Annotated in this window: 16 protein-coding genes; 6 read left to right on the forward strand and 10 right to left on the reverse strand. The window is 70.8% G+C overall.

Features of this window, described 5'->3' with window-relative positions:
• Positions 1 to 6: 6 nt before the first annotated feature.
• Genes ACGFYQ_RS16735 through ACGFYQ_RS16745 form a run of 3 tightly spaced genes read right to left on the reverse strand, consistent with a single transcriptional unit; the run spans position 7 to position 3,529 of the window.
• On the reverse strand, positions 7 to 918 hold the full coding sequence (locus ACGFYQ_RS16735; protein ID WP_393744412.1) for a metal-dependent hydrolase: 912 nt from the start codon (positions 916 to 918) through the stop codon (positions 7 to 9).
• Entirely contained in the window at positions 915 to 2,705 is a 1,791-nt protein-coding gene (locus ACGFYQ_RS16740; protein ID WP_393744414.1) for an SDR family oxidoreductase, read from the reverse strand. Before ACGFYQ_RS16740 ends, ACGFYQ_RS16735 begins: the two co-directional genes overlap by 4 nt.
• Positions 2,702 to 3,529 carry a M24 family metallopeptidase gene (locus ACGFYQ_RS16745; RefSeq protein ID WP_393744416.1) on the reverse strand — a complete coding sequence of 276 codons (828 nt, stop codon included), beginning with the start codon at positions 3,527 to 3,529 and terminating at the stop codon, positions 2,702 to 2,704. Before ACGFYQ_RS16745 ends, ACGFYQ_RS16740 begins: the two co-directional genes overlap by 4 nt.
• Before the next feature lie 216 nt (positions 3,530 to 3,745).
• Here ACGFYQ_RS16745 and ACGFYQ_RS16750 point away from each other — a divergent pair, with 216 nt between their 5' ends.
• The 5 genes from ACGFYQ_RS16750 to ACGFYQ_RS16770 all read left to right on the forward strand — a co-directional run bounded on the left by ACGFYQ_RS16750 (position 3,746) and on the right by ACGFYQ_RS16770 (position 7,986).
• A complete protein-coding gene (locus ACGFYQ_RS16750; RefSeq protein WP_393744418.1) occupies positions 3,746 to 4,735 on the forward strand; it encodes an ABC transporter ATP-binding protein in 990 nt (329 codons plus the stop codon).
• Entirely contained in the window at positions 4,725 to 5,612 is an 888-nt protein-coding gene (locus tag ACGFYQ_RS16755; RefSeq protein WP_393744420.1) for an ABC transporter permease, read from the forward strand. The genes ACGFYQ_RS16750 and ACGFYQ_RS16755 overlap by 11 nt, the downstream gene beginning before the upstream one ends.
• Positions 5,609 to 6,520: an ABC transporter ATP-binding protein gene (locus ACGFYQ_RS16760; protein WP_393744422.1), complete on the forward strand. Its 912-nt coding sequence runs from the start codon at positions 5,609 to 5,611 to the stop codon at positions 6,518 to 6,520. Before ACGFYQ_RS16755 ends, ACGFYQ_RS16760 begins: the two co-directional genes overlap by 4 nt.
• 14 nt (positions 6,521 to 6,534) lie before the next feature.
• On the forward strand, positions 6,535 to 7,254 hold the full coding sequence (locus ACGFYQ_RS16765; RefSeq protein ID WP_393744424.1) for an ABC transporter permease subunit: 720 nt from the start codon (positions 6,535 to 6,537) through the stop codon (positions 7,252 to 7,254).
• A 96-nt stretch (positions 7,255 to 7,350) separates the two neighbouring features.
• On the forward strand, positions 7,351 to 7,986 hold the full coding sequence (locus tag ACGFYQ_RS16770; protein WP_393744426.1) for a rhomboid-like protein: 636 nt from the start codon (positions 7,351 to 7,353) through the stop codon (positions 7,984 to 7,986).
• 23 nt (positions 7,987 to 8,009) lie between these two features.
• Here the strand turns inward: ACGFYQ_RS16770 and ACGFYQ_RS16775 are convergent, their stop codons facing one another.
• The gene (locus ACGFYQ_RS16775) at positions 8,010 to 8,666 is read right to left on the reverse strand and encodes a response regulator (protein ID WP_393744428.1); all 657 of its coding nucleotides are present in this window, start codon (positions 8,664 to 8,666) and stop codon (positions 8,010 to 8,012) included.
• Positions 8,667 to 8,676: 10 nt separating this feature from the next.
• Entirely contained in the window at positions 8,677 to 9,666 is a 990-nt protein-coding gene (locus tag ACGFYQ_RS16780) for a sensor histidine kinase (RefSeq protein WP_393744430.1), read from the reverse strand.
• Positions 9,667 to 9,828: 162 nt separating this feature from the next.
• Between ACGFYQ_RS16780 and ACGFYQ_RS16785 the strand changes: the two genes are divergently transcribed.
• Positions 9,829 to 10,362: a hypothetical protein gene (locus ACGFYQ_RS16785; protein WP_393744432.1), complete on the forward strand. Its 534-nt coding sequence runs from the start codon at positions 9,829 to 9,831 to the stop codon at positions 10,360 to 10,362.
• Between the two features lie 141 nt (positions 10,363 to 10,503).
• On the opposite strand, the gene ACGFYQ_RS16790 is transcribed toward ACGFYQ_RS16785, so the two are convergent.
• From ACGFYQ_RS16790 to ACGFYQ_RS16810, 5 genes are all read right to left on the reverse strand, one after another.
• Positions 10,504 to 11,316, reverse strand: a complete 813-nt coding sequence (locus ACGFYQ_RS16790; protein ID WP_393744434.1) for an HAD family hydrolase — start codon at positions 11,314 to 11,316, stop codon at positions 10,504 to 10,506.
• A complete protein-coding gene (gene serS / locus ACGFYQ_RS16795) occupies positions 11,313 to 12,590 on the reverse strand; it encodes a serine--tRNA ligase (RefSeq protein ID WP_393744436.1) in 1,278 nt (425 codons plus the stop codon). Before serS ends, ACGFYQ_RS16790 begins: the two co-directional genes overlap by 4 nt.
• A 525-nt stretch (positions 12,591 to 13,115) precedes the next feature.
• Positions 13,116 to 14,051 (reverse strand): prephenate dehydratase, encoded by a 936-nt coding sequence (gene pheA / locus ACGFYQ_RS16800; protein WP_393744438.1) that lies wholly within the window; start codon positions 14,049 to 14,051, stop codon positions 13,116 to 13,118.
• A gap of 42 nt (positions 14,052 to 14,093) precedes the next feature.
• Positions 14,094 to 15,452 (reverse strand): iron uptake transporter deferrochelatase/peroxidase subunit, encoded by a 1,359-nt coding sequence (gene efeB / locus ACGFYQ_RS16805; protein WP_393744440.1) that lies wholly within the window; start codon positions 15,450 to 15,452, stop codon positions 14,094 to 14,096.
• Positions 15,377 to 17,323: a copper resistance CopC/CopD family protein gene (locus tag ACGFYQ_RS16810; RefSeq protein ID WP_393744442.1), complete on the reverse strand. Its 1,947-nt coding sequence runs from the start codon at positions 17,321 to 17,323 to the stop codon at positions 15,377 to 15,379. The genes efeB and ACGFYQ_RS16810 overlap by 76 nt, the downstream gene beginning before the upstream one ends.
• Positions 17,324 to 17,344: the final 21 nt, after the last annotated feature.

Genomic DNA, 17,344 nt, shown 5'->3' on the forward strand with positions numbered 1-17,344 from the left:
GGCTCCCTACGACATCGCGGCTCTGCCGACCGCGCCCGCTGCGGCCCGGGCGGCAGGTGAAGCCGCAAGGTACTCGACCGCCCTGCGCAGCGAGCCCTCCTGCGAGGGATGGTACGACCGCCGGAAGTAGCGGGGTATGGCCGTGCCGAGCTCTCTCCACGTGGGCAGCAGCCCCTTGGTCACGGCCCGGTTGTGCGCACGGAGCGAATAGCGCAGCCGGCCGCCCAATTCCGGGTCGTTGCGTATGAGGTACGAAGCCCCCCACACCCACAGCCAGGCCAGGACGGGCGCGACCACGACCATCCCCTCGATGCGCCGCGCGTACCGGGGCAGGCCCGCTCCCCCGCAGTGCTGGTACATGTCGAAGGCGACGGAGCGGTGTTCCACCTCCTCCGCGCCGTGCCAGCGCAGCAGGTCCAGCATGACCTCGTCCGCTCCGGCCCGGTCCAGCCCCTCGGCGCGCAGCACCCAGTCCCCGAGGACCGCCGTGAACTGCTCGATGGCGGCGACCAGCGCGAGCCGGAAGCGCAGCCACTCCTGCGCCGTGATGGGCGCCCCGAACGGCGGGGTCTCCCCGAGCAGCTTCTCGAAGAGGAAGTCCACCTGCCTCGTGTACGCCGCCGTCGGCAGCCGCTGCTCCGCGAGGTGGTCCAGTACGTAGGAGTGCTGCACGCTGTGCGTGGCCTCCTGGCCCATGAACCCCTTGACGTCCTTGCGCAGTTCGGGGTCGGTGACCAGGGGCAGGCCCTCCTTGAACACCTTCACGAACCACCGCTCCCCCGCGGGCAGCAGCAGGTGCAGCACGTTGATGACGTGGGTGGCGGTGGGCTCGTCGGGTATCCAGTGCAGCGGGGTGGACTTCCAGTCGAAGGCCACCCGGCGCGGACCGATGACGTACGAGGTCCCGCTCCCGCTCATAGCTTGGGCTCCAGCTTCGCCAGGCGCCGCAGGGTGCGCGGGGCGAACCGGGACATCCACAGGGCGCCCTTGGACTCCGGAGTCACCGGGACCACGGCCTCGTTGCGCACCACGGCCCGCAGGATCGCGTCGGCGACCTTCTCCGGCGGGAAGTTGCGCATCCCGTAGAGCCGCGAGGAGCGTTCCTGTCGGCGCTTCTCCTCGGCCTCGTCCACCCCGGCGAACCGCGAGGTCGCGGTGATGTTGGTGTTGACGATGCCCGGACAGATTGCGGAGACGCCGATCGACTTCGACGCCAGTTCCGCGCGCAGGCACTCCGACAGCATCAGCACCGCGGCCTTCGAGGTGCTGTAGGCGGGCAGAGTCCTGGACGGCAGGTAGGCGGCGGCGGAGGCGGTGTTGACGATGTGGCCGCCCTGGCCGCGCTCGGCCATCTGCTTCCCGAAGATCCGGCAGCCGTGGATGACGCCCCACAGGTTGACGTCGAGGACCTTCTTCCAGTCCTCGGCAGTGGTGTCGAGGAATGCCCCTGACAGGCCGATCCCGGCGTTGTTGACCAGGACGTCCACGATTCCGTACTCCGCGGCGACCTTCGCCGCGAGCTTCTCCATCGCCTGCTCGTCGCTGACGTCCACGCACTCGCCCCAGGCCTCGGGAGCGCCGACCAGCCGGGCCATGTCCGCCGTACGCGCCGCGCCTTCGGCGTCCCGGTCCACGGCCACCACCCGGGCACCGGCCTCGGCGAACGCGAAGGCGGTGGCCCGGCCGATGCCGCTCGCCGCGCCGGTGACCAGGACCAGCTGGCCGCCGAAGCGGTCGGCGTACCTGCCCGGGGCCTTCTGCTCCGGTGCCCGCGTGGCGGGCTCCTCCCGGGTGGTGACGAACTCGGTGATCCAAGCGGCCAGCTGGTCGGGCCGGGTCCGGGGCACCCAGTGCTTGGCGGGCAGCGTGCGGCGCACCAGGTCCGGGGCCCACCGCTCCAGGTCGTCGTAGAGCCGCTCCGACAGGAAGGCGTCCCCGGTCGGGGTGATCAGCTGCACCGGTACGTGTGCGTACGCGTCGGTGCGCGGCCGGCGCAGGCGGGGCCGCACGTTGTCGCGGTAGAGCCAGGCGCCGTGGGCAGCGTCCGAAGGCAGCGATGCCGTCGGGTAGGAGCCGGCCGGTACCTTCTCGATGCGCTGGAGGATGGCCGGCCACCGCTTGCCGAGCGGCCCGCGCCAGGCAAGCTCTGGCAGCACGGGCGTGTGCAGCATGTACACGTACCAGGACTTGGCGCCCTGGCCGAGCAGTTGCGCCGCCCGGCGCGGGGTGGGCCGCGCTATGCGCTTGTTGATCCAGTGCCCGAAGTGGTCCAGGGAGGGGCCGGACATCGAGGTGAAGGAGGCGATCCGGCCTTCGGTGCGGGCGACCGTGGCGAACTCCCAGCCCTGTACGGAGCCCCAGTCGTGGCCGACCAGGTGGACCGGCCGGTCCGGGCTGACCGCGTCCGCCACCGCGAGGAAATCGTCGGTGAGCTTCTCCAGGGTGAAGCCGCCGCGCAGCGGCTGCGGCGCGGTCGAGCGCCCGTGGCCGCGTACGTCGTAGAGGACCACGTGGAAGCGGGCCGCCAGCCGCTCGGCGACCTCCGACCAGACCTCCTTGCTGTCCGGGTAGCCGTGCACCAGGACCACGGTGGGCCGGTCGGTCTCGCCGAGCTCGACGACGCACAGCTCGACCCCGCCGGTGCGCACCCAGCGCTCGCGCGAACCCCCGAGCCCCGTCGTACCTGCCTCGTTCATGCCGCTCATGCCGCCTTCTCCTCAGCCCAGCGCCGCACGTGCGGCAGATCGTCGTCCAGCCAGAACGCTTTCTCCTCGGGATCCCGGGAGTCGGTGACCACCAGGATCTCCTCGAACTTCGCGCCGGTTCCCCGGAAGCCCAGATGCGGCTCCACCGCCCACAGGCCGGGCTGCGGCGGGTGATCGGAGAAGTGGTACGGGCTCCACAGCGGGGACCAGCCCTCACGGTGCCCGTGCAGGGCGTCGGAGGCCAGCCCCTTGAGGGACTGGGTGCCGAACCCGAAGGCAGTCGGCGACCAGCGTCGCTCCTTGACCCGGTCGATCTTGTGCGCGATCACGCCGAAGGGGTAGGCGCGGTGCCGGTTGGCGTACCCCTGACGGTTCATGAGCCGCTCGACGTTCTCGTAGATCTCGCGCAGCGAGCGGCGCTCCCGCACCTGCTCCAGGATCAGCGTGCGGTGTGCGCGCAGATCCGACATGAGCCGGTCCTGCACCGGATTGAGCCCGAGACTGCCCGAGTAGCCGATGTCGGCCGCGTAGCCCTTGTAGACCGGAGCCATGTCGAGGATGAAGGGCATCCCCGGCTCCAGCTTCCGGTTGGTCGGGAAGAACTGCAGCGGGATCCTGAAATTCACGAAGGCGGTGCGGTCCCCGAACCAGGCGAAGGGCAGATGGAACCAGTCGCGCACCCCGCGCTCGCGCAGCCACTCCCGTTGCATCCGCGCGGCCTCGCGCTCGGTCATCCCGGGCCGCAGCTGTGCGGCGACGGTCTCCGCGCACTCGTAGGCGAGGCGCTGCACTTCCCTGAACCCGCGAAAATCGTCCCCTGCCATGGTCAGCACCCGTCTCGGTCGCCGTACGTGCCCGTAAGTTGACACTGATGAATGTGACAATGACCGGAGATCACGTCAAGGGCCGTGCACAGACCTGTGGACAAAGTTGTCCGGGCCACATCAGCCTCCAGTACGGGCATGTACGCCTGAAGGCGGAGACGGGATCCAGCTCAAGGTCTGACGTTTCGCGGGAACTCCGCCACTAACGTCGAACCCGTGACTGTCATCGCGACCGAAAGCCTGAGCAAGCGGTACCCCCGAGTGACCGCCCTCGACCGGCTCTCCCTGGACATCGGGCCTGGTGTGACCGGCCTCGTGGGTGCCAACGGAGCCGGCAAGTCCACGCTGATCAAAATTCTGCTGGGACTGTCCCCCGCCACCGAGGGCAGCGCCGCCGTGCTCGGCCTCGACGTCACCACGCATGGCAGCGCCATCCGTGAACGCGTCGGCTACATGCCCGAGCACGACTGCCTGCCACCCGACGTCTCGGCCACCGAGTTCGTCGTCCACATGGCCCGCATGTCCGGGCTCCCGCCGACCGCGGCCCGCGAGCGCACGGCCGACACCCTGCGCCACGTAGGCCTCTACGAGGAGCGCTACCGCCCCATCGGCGGCTACTCCACGGGCATGAAGCAGCGCGTCAAGCTGGCCCAGGCGCTCGTCCACGACCCCCAGCTGGTCCTCCTCGACGAGCCGACCAACGGGCTCGACCCGGTCGGCCGCGACGAGATGCTCGGCCTGATCCGCCGCGTCTACACCGACTTCGGCATCTCCGTCCTGGTCACCTCACACCTCCTCGGCGAGCTGGAGCGGACCTGCGACCACGTCGTGGTCGTCGACGGCGGCAAGCTGCTGCGCTCCAGCTCCACCAGCGACTTCACCCAGATCACCACGACCCTCGCGGTCGAGGTCACCGACTCCGACGCGCACCCGGACGGCACCGCCGCCCTGCGCAAGGCGCTCACCGCGGCGGGCCTCGCCCTCCACGCGGCCGAGGAGCAGGGTCTGCCCGGCGCCGGCCACATCCTTCTGGTCGAGGCCACGGGCGAGGACACGTACGACACGGTCCGCGACACCGTCGCCGACCTCGGTATCGGCCTGGTCCGCATGGAGCAGCGCCGCCACCACATCGCGGAGGTCTTCCGCGACAACGACCAGCCCGCGCAGCCCATCCAGCAGAAGGGAGCCGGTTCCGATGGCGCCTGACACCTCGACCCAGATCCACAACATCGGCTACCGGTCCTACGACGGCCCCCGGCTCGGCCGCGCCTACGCCCGCAAGTCGCTGCTCTCGCAGTCCCTGCGCGGCGCCTACGGACTCGGCCGCTCCGCCAAGTCCAAGGTGCTGCCGATGATCCTCTTCGCGGTGATGTGCGTCCCCGCGCTGATCCTCGTCGCGGTGGCCATCGCCGTCCCCGGCTCCACCGAACTGCCGATCAAGTACACGACGTACGCCCTGACCACCCAGGTGGTCATCGGCCTCTACCTCGCCTCCCAGGCACCTCAGTCGGTCTCCCGGGACCTGCGCTTCAAGACCGTGCCGCTCTACTTCTCACGGCCCATCGAGCGGGTCGACTACGTCGTGGCCAAGTACGCGGCCATGGCTTCGGCCCTGTTCATCCTCACTGCCACCCCGCTGCTGATCATGTGGATCGGCTCGCTGCTGGCGAAGTTCGACTTCGGTGACCAGACCAAGGGATTCGGGCAAGGACTCGTGTCGGTACTGCTGCTGTCGCTGCTCTTCGCGGGCCTCGGCCTGGTCATGGCCGCGCTCACCCCGCGCCGCGGTTTCGGTGTCGCCGCGATCATTGCCGTGCTCCTGATCCCGTACGGCGCGGTGACCGCCGTTCAGGGGATCGCCTACAGCACCGGGAACGCCGGAGCCATCGACTGGATGGGCCTGTTCTCCCCGATCACCCTGATCGACGGCGTCCAGACGGCTTTCCTCGGCGCCACCTCCGCCTTCCCCGGCGGCGAGGGCCCCTCGGCCGGTACCGGCTTCGTCTACCTGCTCGTCGTCCTCGGCCTCATCGCCGGCTCCTACGCCGCCCTGATGGCCCGCTACCGGAAGGCCGGGCTGTGACCATCATCGACATCGACCACACCTCCCGCTGGTTCGGGAACGTCGTCGCCGTCAACGACGTGACCATGCGCATCGGGCCCGGTGTCACCGGCCTCCTGGGCCCCAACGGCGCGGGCAAGTCCACGCTCATCAACATGATGGGCGGCTTCCTCGCCCCCTCCACGGGCACCGTCACCCTCGACGGCACGCCGATCTGGCGGAACGAGCAGGTCTACAAGCAGATCGGCGTCGTGCCCGAGCGTGAGGCCATGTACGACTTCCTCACCGGCCGCGAGTTCGTCGTCGCCAACGCCGAACTCCACGGGCTCGACGACGCTGCCGCGCAGCGGGCGCTGGCGACGGTCGAGATGGAGTACGCCCAGGACCGCAAGATCTCCACGTACTCCAAGGGCATGCGCCAGCGCGTGAAGATGGCGTCCGCCCTGGTTCACAACCCTTCCGTACTGCTCCTCGACGAGCCGTTCAACGGGATGGACCCGCGCCAGCGCATGCAGCTGATGGACCTGCTGCGGCGCATGGGCGACGACGGCCGCACCGTGCTGTTCTCCTCCCACATCCTGGAGGAGGTCGAGCAGCTGGCCTCCCACATCGAGGTGGTCGTCGCCGGCCGGCACGCCGCCTCGGGCGACTTCCGCAAGATCCGCCGCCTGATGACGGACCGCCCGCACCGCTACCTCGTCCGCTCCTCCGACGACCGGGCCCTCGCCGCGGCCCTGATCGCCGACCCGTCCACGGCCGGTATCGAGGTCGACCTGAAGGAAGGCGCCCTGCGCATCCAGGCCGTCGACTTCGGGCGCTTCACCGAGCTGCTGCCGCGGGTCGCCCGCGCGCACGGCATCCGGCTGCTGACGGTCTCGCCTTCCGACGAGTCCCTCGAGTCGGTCTTCTCCTACCTCGTCGCGGCCTGAAGGAGCTGGCACCCATGTACAACCCCACCGTTGCCCGGCTCACCTACCGGGCCCTGCTCGGCCGCCGCCGGGCGCTGATCCTCTTCCTGCTACCCGCCCTGCTGATCGTCATCTCCATCGCCGTCCGCGCGCTCACGGGCGTCGACGACAAGGTCGCCGCCGACCTGCTCGGCGGCTTCGCCCTCGCGACGATGGTCCCGCTGATCGGTGTCATCGCCGGTACGGGCGCCATCGGCCCCGAGATCGACGACGGATCGATCGTCTACCTGCTCTCCAAGCCGGTGAAGCGCCCGACGATCATCATGACCAAGCTGATCGTCGCGATCGCCGTCACCATGGCCTTCTCCGCGATCCCCACCCTGATCGCGGGCTTCATCCTCAACGGCAACGGACAGCAGATCGCCGTCGCCTACACCGTCGCCGCCCTCGTGGCGTCGATCGCCTACAGCGCGCTGTTCCTGCTCCTGGGCACCGTCAGCCGGCACGCGGTCGTCTTCGGCCTGGTCTACGCCCTGATCTGGGAGTCGCTCTTCGGCAGCCTGGTCTCCGGTGCCAAGACCCTCAGCGTCCAGCAGTGGGCCCTGTCCCTGGCCGAGAGGGTCGCGGGCGAGGGTTACGTCGATGCCACCGTCGGCCTGCCCACCGCCGTGGTCCTGCTCTCCGTTGTCACCGTCGGCGCCACCCTCTACGCGGGCCAGAAGCTGCGCCGTCTCACCCTGGCCGGCGAGGAGTAGACCCCGCCGCCGCCCTCGCGGCACCCACCCGCGAACCTGTGCCCCGCCCGGCCCACCGGCCAGGCGGGGCACAGGTTCGCAGGTCATCATCGGTGCATGATCGAGCACGCCGAGCCAGAGCCGTCCAGGCCCATACGGTCCTGGATACGCTCCTCGCCCGGGACGCACATCTGGCTGCTGATCATCGCCGTCACCAGTGTCATCGTCGTGATCGCGCCCGACCGGGTCGAGCACGTCCTGCTCCACCGCAACAGCAGCAACATCCACCAGCTCGTCAAATTCCCCGTCCGGGCGCTCCTCAGCAGCGCCTTCTGGATCGAGAACCCGGCTTCGCTCGCTCTCTACGCCCTGCTCTTCGAGCTGTTCCACGCCCCCGTCGAGCGCTGGCTCGGCACCCTGCGCTGGCTCCTGATCGTCGCGACGGCCCACATCGTCGCCACGCTGGTCAGCCAGAGGGTCCTGCTGATGGCCATCCAGGACCACCGCGCCCCGCGCAGCATGACTCATGTCGTCGACATCGGCGTCAGCTACGGGCTCGCGGCCGCCGTCGGAGTCCTCACCTATCGGCTTCCCGGCCCCTGGAAATGGCTCTACCTCGCGGGCGCCGTCGCCTTCTTCGGGATCCCCCTCGTCACCGGCGGCACCTTCACCGACCTCGGCCACGCCATCGCGCTCTCCGTCGGCCTGCTTGCCTGGCCGCTCACCCGCCACGTTGTTTCACGTGAAACATGACCTCTGTTTCACGTGAAACATCGCTAGTCGGCTTCGGCTTTCGCCACACCGTGCTCCCACGCCCACGCGGCGATCCCCACCCGGTTGCGTGCTCCGAGCTTCGCCTGGACGTTCGCGATGTGGGTCTTGGCCGTCCCCGCGCTGATGAACAGCTCCGCGCCGATCTCGGCATTGGTGAGCCCCCGCGCAACCAGCCGCACGATGTCCAGCTCGCGGCCGGTCAGCGGATGCGGCTCCGGCGCCCGCGGCGCGGTGGCGGCCGGCCCCGCCTCGGCGATCTTGCTCAGCAGCCGCACCGTGATCTGCGGGCTGATCAGCGTGTCTCCGGCCATCGCCGCCCGCACCCCCTCGATGAGCAGTGCGGGTCCCGACCGCTTCAGCAGGAAGCCGCAGGCGCCGTTGCGCAGCGCGGTGTGCACGTACTCGTCCAGGTCGAACGTGGTCACCACCACGACCCGCGTCTGCGGTGCCAGCAGCCGGGTCACTTCCAGCCCGTCCAGGCGGGGCATCCGGATGTCCGCCAGCACCACGTCGGGGCGCAGCTCCCGGGCCAGCGCCACCGCGCTCTCCCCGTCCGCGGCCTCGCCCACCACGGTCATGTCCGGCTGTGAGTCGAGGATCAGCCGGAAACCGCTGCGGATGTCCTCTTGGTCGTCGGCTATCAGGATGCGTGTGGTCACGCCGCCATGATCACCCGAGAGGGCGCTCCCGCGCCGGGAAGACCGCGCAAACCCGCCATCCGCCGTCCGCGTCCGCTCCGGCCCGCAGCGTCCCGCCCGCCGCCTCCACCCGCCCGCGCAGGCCTGCCAGTCCGGTCCCGCTCCGCCGTATGCGGGGCAGCAGTCCGCCCGCGCCGCGGGCCGCGGCGGAGTTGGTCACGCTGAGCTCTATGGCTGCCCCGGCCCGGCGCATGGCGACCCGCACCACGGCCGCCCCGGGCGCGTGCCGGCGTACGTTCGTCAACGCTTCCACGGCCACCCGGTACGCCGTGGTGTCCGCCTCCCGCGACAGCTCCCGTACGGCTGCCGGGTCGGCGTCCAGCGACCCGCCCTCGAACCGCTCCACCAGTTCCGGCAGTTGCGCCAGTCCCGGTACCGGAGCGGTCGGGCCGCCCGCGGCCTCCTGCAGGGCGTGCACCGTACGGTCCATCGACTCCAGGGCGCTCAGGCCCGCCGTCTCGATCCGCTCCAGTGCGCGGACCGCCTGCCCGGGGTCCTGCGCGGCCACGAACCGGGCCGCTTGTGCCTGCACCACGATGGCGCTCACATCATGTGCCACGAAGTCGTGCAGATCGCGGGCCAGTTCGAGCTGCTGGTCGCGTCGCGCGTCCCGAACGGCCCGCCGCATCCGGGCCGCCTGGCGGCGCAGGTAGCCGCCGGCGCCCACCGCTGCGAGGGCCGGCAGCAACCAGAAGGCCGCGGCCCCGCCGATGTCCAGCCACGAGCCGGTCGCCCACACCAGCGGGACCGGCCACAGCGCCACCGCCGCCACGCCCACGGCGCCCGCGAGGCTCCCGGACCGTACCGGGGACCAGCGGGCCACCAGGGCCAGCAGTGGCAGCAGTACCGCCATCCCGGCGAGCGTCCACGTGTCGGGGACGCGCACGGCCGTACCGACCAGGGACAGCAGGGCCGCCACGGCCAGCACGGGGGCGTACAGCGCGCTCGGTTTCAAGGTCACGCCCCGACCCTACGAGCCGCCCCGGACACCGGCCATCTGCCGATCGGCAGAGGAGGCGAAGTCCACGCCGTAACAGGCCTGCTGATCGGCGGATGGTCCCGGCGGGCCCCGGAAGAAGAGGCTTGAGGCATCAACCGGCCACCTCTGAGAAGGACTTCGACGATGACTCTGCTCGACACCGCCCCGGCCACCGGAGCCACCCGCACCATACGGCTGACGGCCAAGGCCGCTTCCCTGACGGTCCTGCCCAGCTGCGTCTGGCGGCTCGTCATCGCCGCGGGAATTCCGGTGGGCTGGGGTGTGGGCAGCGAACTGCACCACTCGAACTATCCGGGCCGGGGATCCCTCTTGCTGCTCGCCCTCAGTGCCTTCCAGGAGGTGTTGGGTCTACTCGCCCTCGGCATGGTCCAGCGCTGGGGCGAGGTCGTGCCCCACTGGGTCCCCCGGATCGGCGGCCGCCGCATCGCGCCGCTCGTGGCCGTGGTCCCGGCCACCCTCGGGGCCCTCGCCCTCACCGGGATCACCCTGCTCGGCGCCGCGGGCTGGAACGACGTCATCGCGGCGAACCCCGACTCCCCGGGCGAAGGGTTCGGCTACTGGTTCTTCACCCTGTCCTACGCCCCGCTGCTGCTGTGGGGTCCGCTGCTGGCGGTCGTGACCGTCGCCTACTGGCGCCGCCGCCGGATCCGCGGCTGATGCACGGAAAATCGCTGGTAAGGGGCTTCAGACCGGTGCAGAGTGAGTCGTGCGGGGAGCAACAAAAGGTCCGGGGCAGCCACTTCGAGCGCGCCGTCTGGCGCGGGCTGCCCCGGACCTCTCGTATGTACGTCGTGCGGGCTAGGCGGCGCCCAACAGACGCTCCAGCACCACCGCGATGCCGTCCTCCTCGTTGGAGGCCGTCACCTCGTCGGCCACCGCCTTGAGCTCCGCGTGTGCGTTGGCCATGGCCACCCCGTGCGCCGCCCAGCCGAACATCGGGATGTCGTTGGGCATGTCGCCGAAGGCGATCGTCTCCGCCGCCTTCACCCCGAGCCGGCGCGCGGCCAGGGAGAGGCCGGTGGCCTTGGTCAGCCCCAGCGGGAGGATCTCCACGATGCCGGGACCGGCCATCACGATGTCGACCAGGCTGCCCACGGTCGCCCGGGCCACCTTGACGAGCGCGTCGTCGTCCAGCCCCGGGTGCTGGATGTACAGCTTGTTCAGCGGGGCCGTCCACACCGCCGCCGTGTCTTCCAGGTAGACGGCCGGGAGGCCCTCCTGCACCTGGTAGCCGGGACCGAACAGGACTTCGCCGTCCACCCCGTCCCGACTGGCCGCCAGGGCCAGGGGACCGATCTCGGCCTCGATCTTCGACAGCGCCAGACCGGCCAGCTGCCGGTCCAGCGTCACCGACGTCAGCAGCCGGTGCGCGCCCGCGTCGTAGACCTGCGCGCCCTGCCCGCACACGGCGATCCCCTTGTAGCCGAGATCGTCCAGTACGTGCCGGGTCCACGGCACGGCGCGGCCGGTGACGATGATGTGCGCCGCGCCCGCCGCGGTGGCCGCGACGAGCGCTTCACGGGTGCGTTCCGAGACGGTGTCGTCGCCACGCAGCAGCGTGCCGTCGAGATCGGTCGCGACGAGCTTGTACGGGAACGGGGCCGGACTCACTTGGTGACCGGCTCCAGGACCTCACGGCCGCCCAGGTACGGACGGAGCACCGGGGGAACGTGAACGGTGCCGTCGGCCTGTTGGTGGTTCTCCAGGATCGCGACGATCGTGCGCGGTACGGCGCAGAGCGTGCCGTTCAGCGTGGACAGCGGCTGGGTCTTCTTGCCGTCGCGGTAGCGGATCGACAGACGGCGGGCCTGGAATCCGTCGCAGTTGGAGGCGGAGGTCAGCTCGCGGTACTTGCCCTGGGTCGGGATCCAGGCCTCGCAGTCGAACTTGCGGGAGGCGGAGGCGCCCAGGTCACCGGTGGCGACGTCGATCACCTGGAACGGCAGCTCCAGGCTGGTCAGCCACTGCTTCTCCCACTCCAGGAGCCGCTGGTGCTCGGCCTCGGCCTCCTCCGGCGCGACGTACGAGAACATCTCGACCTTGTCGAACTGGTGGACGCGGAAGATGCCGCGGGTGTCCTTGCCGTACGTGCCGGCCTCGCGGCGGAAGCACGGCGAGAAGCCGGCGTACCGCAGCGGCAGCTTGTCGGCGTCGATGATCTCGTCCATGTGGTACGCGGCGAGGGGGACCTCGGAGGTGCCGACCAGGTAGTAGTCGTCCTTCTCCAGGTGGTACACGTTCTCCGCGGCCTGGCCGAGGAAGCCGGTGCCCTCCATGGCGCGCGGGCGGACCAGCGCCGGGGTCAGCATGGGGATGAAGCCGGCCTCGGTGGCCTGCGCGATGGCCGCGTTGACCAGTGCGAGTTCGAGCAGTGCGCCGACACCGGTGAGGTAGTAGAAGCGCGAGCCCGACACCTTGGCGCCGCGCTCGACGTCGATGGCGCCCAGCGACTCGCCGAGCTCCAGGTGGTCCTTGGGCTCGAAGCCCTCCGCGGCGAAGTCGCGGATGGTGCCGTGCGTCTCCAGGACGGTGAAGTCCTCCTCGCCGCCGACCGGGACGTCCTCGTGGACGATGTTGCCGAGCTGGAGGAGGAGCTGCTTGGCCGCTTCGTCGGCCTCGTTCTGCTCTGCCTCGGCCGCCTTGACGTCCTGCTTGAGCTGCTCGGCCTTCTTCAGCAGCTCGGCCCGCTCCTCCGGAGAGGCCTTGGGGATGAGCTTGCCGAGCGACTTCTGTTCATTGCGCAGTTCGTCGAAGCGCGCGCCGGAGGACCTGCGGCGCTCGTCGGCGGAGAGCAGTGCGTCGACAAGCCCGACGTCCTCTCCACGGGCGCGCTGCGAGGCGCGGACACGGTCAGGGTCTTCACGGAGCAGCCGGAGGTCAATCACCCCACCAGGCTACCGGGCTGGGGTTCCTGGGATCACACCGATATCACGCTGCGTGTCGCTATGTCTCAATTGCGGCAAATGGATAAGACTTGGTGACTGGCCGGAAGTGATGCTTCTCGGGCGGTCAATAAAAACGGGCCCATTCCCCGAAAAGGGGCACAACGTCGAGGGCTGGCATGGCCTGAGCAGGGCCGGAAGGGTTCCTTGTCCACAGGAATTCCCGCCGCCCACATCTTATCCACAGGCTGTGCGCCGGATCTGTGGACACGGAGATAGATCATTCGCGGCCCGCGGTCGGCCGGGACGAATCAGGGTTCAAACCACCCTCACACACTCATTCGGGTGGGAATGGCTCGCCCCAAAGAGTTGATCCGTGATGCGGGGGTGACGCCGTTCACCTCCCGCTCCCCAGCGCGAAACCTGGGCCCCGCGACCGATTTGTCGACCTTGTCGTGCCGTTCTGTCGACTTGTCCCCAGGTCCCCATCTCCGCCTGTGGATAACTCTGTGGACAGTGGACGAAGCTCTAGGCCCGGCCGTCGAGGCAGCGCGTCAGCCAGTCGGACGCTGCCGTGAAATCACCGTCGGAGGTTCCCGGCCGCGGAGCACGGACGTCACCCTGAGCGACACCGGCGCGCGGGTAGGAGCCGAGGAACCGGACCTGGGGGCAGGTCCGCTTGAGGCCCATGAGGGCCTCGCTGACGCGCCGGTCGGAGATGTGGCCCTCGGCGTCGACCGCGAAGCAGTAGTTGCCGATGCCCTGCCCGGTCGGCCGGGACTGGATCAGCATCAGGTTGACCCCGCGCACGGCGAACTCCTGGAGGAGCTCCAGCAGCGCACCGGGGTGGTCGTCGCCGAGCCACAGCACGACGGAGGTCTTGTCGGCACCGGTCGGGGCGGCGGGCCGGGCGGGGCGCCCGACGAGCACGAAGCGGGTCTCGGCGTTCTCCGCGTCATGGATCTCGGTCACCAGCGGGACGAGCCCGTAGGTGGCGGCGGCGAACTCGCCCGCGAACGCCGCGTCGAAGCGGCCTTCCTGGACCAGCCGGGCGCCGTCGGCGTTCGAGGCGGCCGACTCCCACACCGCGTCGGGCAGGTTCGCCCGCAGCCAGTTGCGCACCTGCGGCTGGGCGACCGGGTGCCCGGTGACCGTCTTGACGTCCGACAGGGCTGTGCCCGGCCTTACGAGCAGCGCGAAGGCGATCGGCAGCAGTACCTCGCGGTAGATCATCAGCGGTTCGCCGGAGGCCAGCTCGTCGAGGGTGGCGGTGACCCCGCCCTCCACCGAGTTCTCGATCGGGACCAGGGCGGCAGCGGCCTCGCCGTTGCGTACGGCGTCCAGGGCGGCCGGGACCGACACCATCGGGACGAGCTCCCGGGTTGCGGCTTCCGGCAGCGTGCGGAGGGCGGCCTCGGTGAAAGTGCCCTCGGGACCGAGATATGTGAAGCGGGTGGCCGACATGCGGTCAGCCTAATGCCGGGGTGCTGCCCGCCGGGGTGCCGTTCACCCTTCGAGCAGCCGCTGCCCCACGTACTCACCGGCGCGGGGGCCGGGCGGAACCGCGTACAGGCCGCTGGACTCGTGCCGGATGAACGCCGACAGCGCGTCACCCCGGTCGAGCTTGCGCTGGACGGGGACGAACCCGCGCAGCGGGTCGGCCTGCCAGCAGACGAAGAGGAGCCCCGCGTCGGGGGCGCCGTCCGCGCCGATCCCGTCGTGGAAGGAGAAGGGGCGCCGCAGCATGGCGGCTCCGCCGTTCTGCTCGGGGGCGGAGATCCGGGCATGGGCGTTGGACGGGATGACCGGCTTGCCGTCGGCGCCGATCTTGTCGAGCGCCATCTCGGTGGTCTCGCCGCCGCCGGTCAGCGGGGCGCCGGTGGCCTTGGTACGGCCTATCACCTGCTCCTGCTGGGCGAGGGACTGCTTGTCCCAGTCGTCGAGGAGCATCCGGATGCGCCGGACGACGGCGTACGAGCCCCCCGCCATCCAGGAGTGCTCGGCGGGCCCGGGTCCCGCCGCGGGGACGAAGATCCGCTTGTCGAAGTCGGGCTCCGAGGGCTTCGGGTTGCCGGTGCCGTCGATCTGGCCCATGAGGTTGCGGGCGGTCATCGGCGAGGCGGTCGCGCCGGGGGAGCGGTTGAAGCCGTTCATCTGCCAGCGGACGCGGGCAGCCTCCCCGGCGTCCTTCTGGAGGGCGCGCAGGGCGTGGAAGGCGACGAGCCCGTCGTTCGCGCCGATCTGGATCCACAGGTCGCCGTTGCTGCGCCGATCGTCCAGCCGGTCGGAGGAGAAGTCCGGCAGCGGGTCGAGGGCGGCAGGGCGGCGGGAGCTCAGGCCTGTGCGCTCGAAGAAGGAGTGGCCGAAGCCGAACGTGACCGTGAGGGAGGACGGACCGGCGTCGAGGGCGATGCCGGTGTCCTCGGTCGCGCTGGTCTCCCCCGCCATGAGCCGACGGGCGGTCTCGGACCAGCGGCGCAGCAGCGCGGCGGCCTCGGTGCGGCCCGCGCCGGCGGCGAGGTCGAAGGCGACGAGGTGCCCCTTGGCCTGCAGGGGCGTGGTGATGCCGGCCTGGTGGTCGCCGTGGAAGGGGGCCTGGGTGGCGCCGACAGAAGACAGGCGCGCGGCGTCCCCGGTGGCGGAGGCGTTCCCGGAGTCGCCGAGCGCGGAGTGCGCGAGGGCGCCACCGGCGGCGCCGAGTGCGAGCCCGGCGGCGCCTGCGGCGCCCACGGTGCCCAGCAGGCGGCGGCGGGAGATCTCGATGTCGGGGTTGCTCTCGGTCACGCTGGTCAGCCGATCTTCACGGTCTTCTGGACGGTCGTCTGGTCGATGTCGGAGGTACGGACGGTCACGTCGATGCGCCATTCGCCGGCGAGCGGAAGCTGTACGCCCGACGCGGTCCAGTGTCCGGGGGCGGAGCGGTCGGGCAGCAGCGGGAGGGGGCCGATGTCCTTCGCGGGGAGGGTGAAGGCCACCTTGATCTCGGGAAGGTCGAGGGGCTTGCCGTCGTCGGAGTCGGCCCAGAGGTGCAGGGTGTTGGCGCCGACCCGGCCCGGGTCGAGTTCCAGCCGGACGTTCCCCTTGCCGTTCGGGCCGCCGGTGTCGAAGGGCAGGGTGACCTTGACGGCGCGGTCGGGAACGGCGGTGGCGGCGGAGCCCCGGGTCGCCTCCCGCTCCACGGTGCGCCCGGGTTCGGTGCTCGTGAGGACCGTGGTGACCGCGAGCAGGGCCACGGCGACACCGGCCTCGGCGAGGACGGAGCGGCGCAGGCCCGCGCGTTCCGGGTCGGCGTCACGCACCCGCTTCTCGCGCGCGCTCTCGCGGGCGGCGCGCTGCCGGGCGAGCTGGGCGGCCCGCTGGGGGTCGGCAGGCACGGTGACGGGCTCTGTTTCACGTGAAACATCCGCTGCGGCGGTGGCTGTTTCACGTGAAACATGGGCGGTGGCCTCGGCGGCCTCGGCGAGCCGTGCGGTCCACTTCCGGGACACGTAGGCGATACCGACGAGGACAGTGACCAGCCCGACCTTCAGGAGCAGCAACCGTCCGTACGAGGTGCCGGTGAGGGCGGACCAGCTGCCGAGCTGGCGCCAGGACTGGTAGACGCCGGTGACGACGAGCACCAGGACGCTGACGAAGGCGACCTTGGAGAAGCGCCGGACCGCCGCCCGCTCGATCCCGGGGATCTTGTACAGGGAGACGAGCAGTGCGGCGAGTCCGCCGAGCCACGTGGCGACGGCCAGCAGGTGCAGGATGTCGGCGGGCATGGCGATACCGGGCTGGATGCCCGTGGAGGCGTGCTCGGACAAGGCCCAGGTGGCGGCGATACCGCCGGACACGACGGCGCCGCCGATGCCCAGGCCGAAGGTGAGGTCGCTGGTGTCCTTGGCCTCCTCCGCCGTTGCGGCACTCTGCGTGCGGCGGGCGTAGACACCGAAGAGGACGGCGATGAAAAGGGCGGCCGCGCCCAGCAGGAGCAGCCGGGAGACCAGTGAGGCGCCGGTCTTGGTTTCCAGGACGGCTTTCAGTCCGTCGAGGTCGAAGACGTCGGCGAACTTCCCCGACCCGGTGTACGGGACGCGGAGCACCAGCATCGCGAGGGTGGCGGCGGTGAGGGTCACCCAGGCGCGTACGACGAGCTTCTGGAGCGGGCGTTCGGCGGCTCCCCGGCGCAGGCACAGCAGGATGAAGGCGGCGCCGCCGACGAGGACGGCGAAGCCGGCGTAAGCGGCGTAGCGGGCGATCCCGTACGCGATGCCGACGGGACCGCCGCCCGCCTGCTGGGCGGGGAGGGTGACGGCGGTGGCCGAGGGCGCTCCGACGGAGAAGGTGAAGGCGCCCGAGATCGGGTGGCTGTCGGCGGAGACGGCCTGCCAGGCGACGGTGTAGGTGCCGTTGGGCAGGCCGGAGTGGAGCGCGGTGCCGTAGCGGACGGTGTTCCCGCTGCACATGTCGCGCAGTTCGCCGGTGTCCACGCGCTTGCCCTGGGGGTCCAGCACGCGGATGGAGTCGTCGCCCATGGCGACCTGCTCCGAGAAGGAGAGCGTGACCTGGGCGGGGGCCGTGGCGACCACCGCCCCGTCCTTGGGGTCGCTCGCGGTGAGTGCGGCGTGTGCCGTGGCCGGGGAGGCCGCGGTGAACAGGGTTGCCAGCAGGGCTGCGAGGACCAGCGCGAGCCGCGGCAGAACTGCCGTGGCCCGGGCGTGGACCGTGGAGGGGGCGGGGGCGGTGGCCGTCATGGCGTGTGGCTTCCTCGGTCC

This window comes from Streptomyces sp. NPDC048258 (assembly GCF_043201995.1).
Taxonomy (GTDB): domain Bacteria; phylum Actinomycetota; class Actinomycetes; order Streptomycetales; family Streptomycetaceae; genus Streptomyces.

Excerpts from the sequence above, each read along its gene's own strand:
- ACGFYQ_RS16735 (WP_393744412.1), bottom strand. The coding sequence starts at position 918 with ATGAGCGGGAGCGGGACCTCGTACGTCATCGGTCCGCGCCGGGTGGCC.
- ACGFYQ_RS16740 (WP_393744414.1), bottom strand. The coding sequence starts at position 2,705 with ATGAGCGGCATGAACGAGGCAGGTACGACGGGGCTCGGGGGTTCGCGC.
- ACGFYQ_RS16745 (WP_393744416.1), bottom strand. The coding sequence starts at position 3,529 with ATGGCAGGGGACGATTTTCGCGGGTTCAGGGAAGTGCAGCGCCTCGCC.
- ACGFYQ_RS16755 (WP_393744420.1), top strand. The coding sequence starts at position 4,725 with ATGGCGCCTGACACCTCGACCCAGATCCACAACATCGGCTACCGGTCC.
- ACGFYQ_RS16765 (WP_393744424.1), top strand. The coding sequence starts at position 6,535 with ATGTACAACCCCACCGTTGCCCGGCTCACCTACCGGGCCCTGCTCGGC.
- ACGFYQ_RS16770 (WP_393744426.1), top strand. The coding sequence starts at position 7,351 with ATGATCGAGCACGCCGAGCCAGAGCCGTCCAGGCCCATACGGTCCTGG.
- ACGFYQ_RS16785 (WP_393744432.1), top strand. The coding sequence starts at position 9,829 with ATGACTCTGCTCGACACCGCCCCGGCCACCGGAGCCACCCGCACCATA.
- pheA (WP_393744438.1), bottom strand. The coding sequence starts at position 14,051 with ATGTCGGCCACCCGCTTCACATATCTCGGTCCCGAGGGCACTTTCACC.
- efeB (WP_393744440.1), bottom strand. The coding sequence starts at position 15,452 with ATGGCGCATCGACGTGACCGTCCGTACCTCCGACATCGACCAGACGAC.
- ACGFYQ_RS16810 (WP_393744442.1), bottom strand. The coding sequence starts at position 17,323 with ATGACGGCCACCGCCCCCGCCCCCTCCACGGTCCACGCCCGGGCCACG.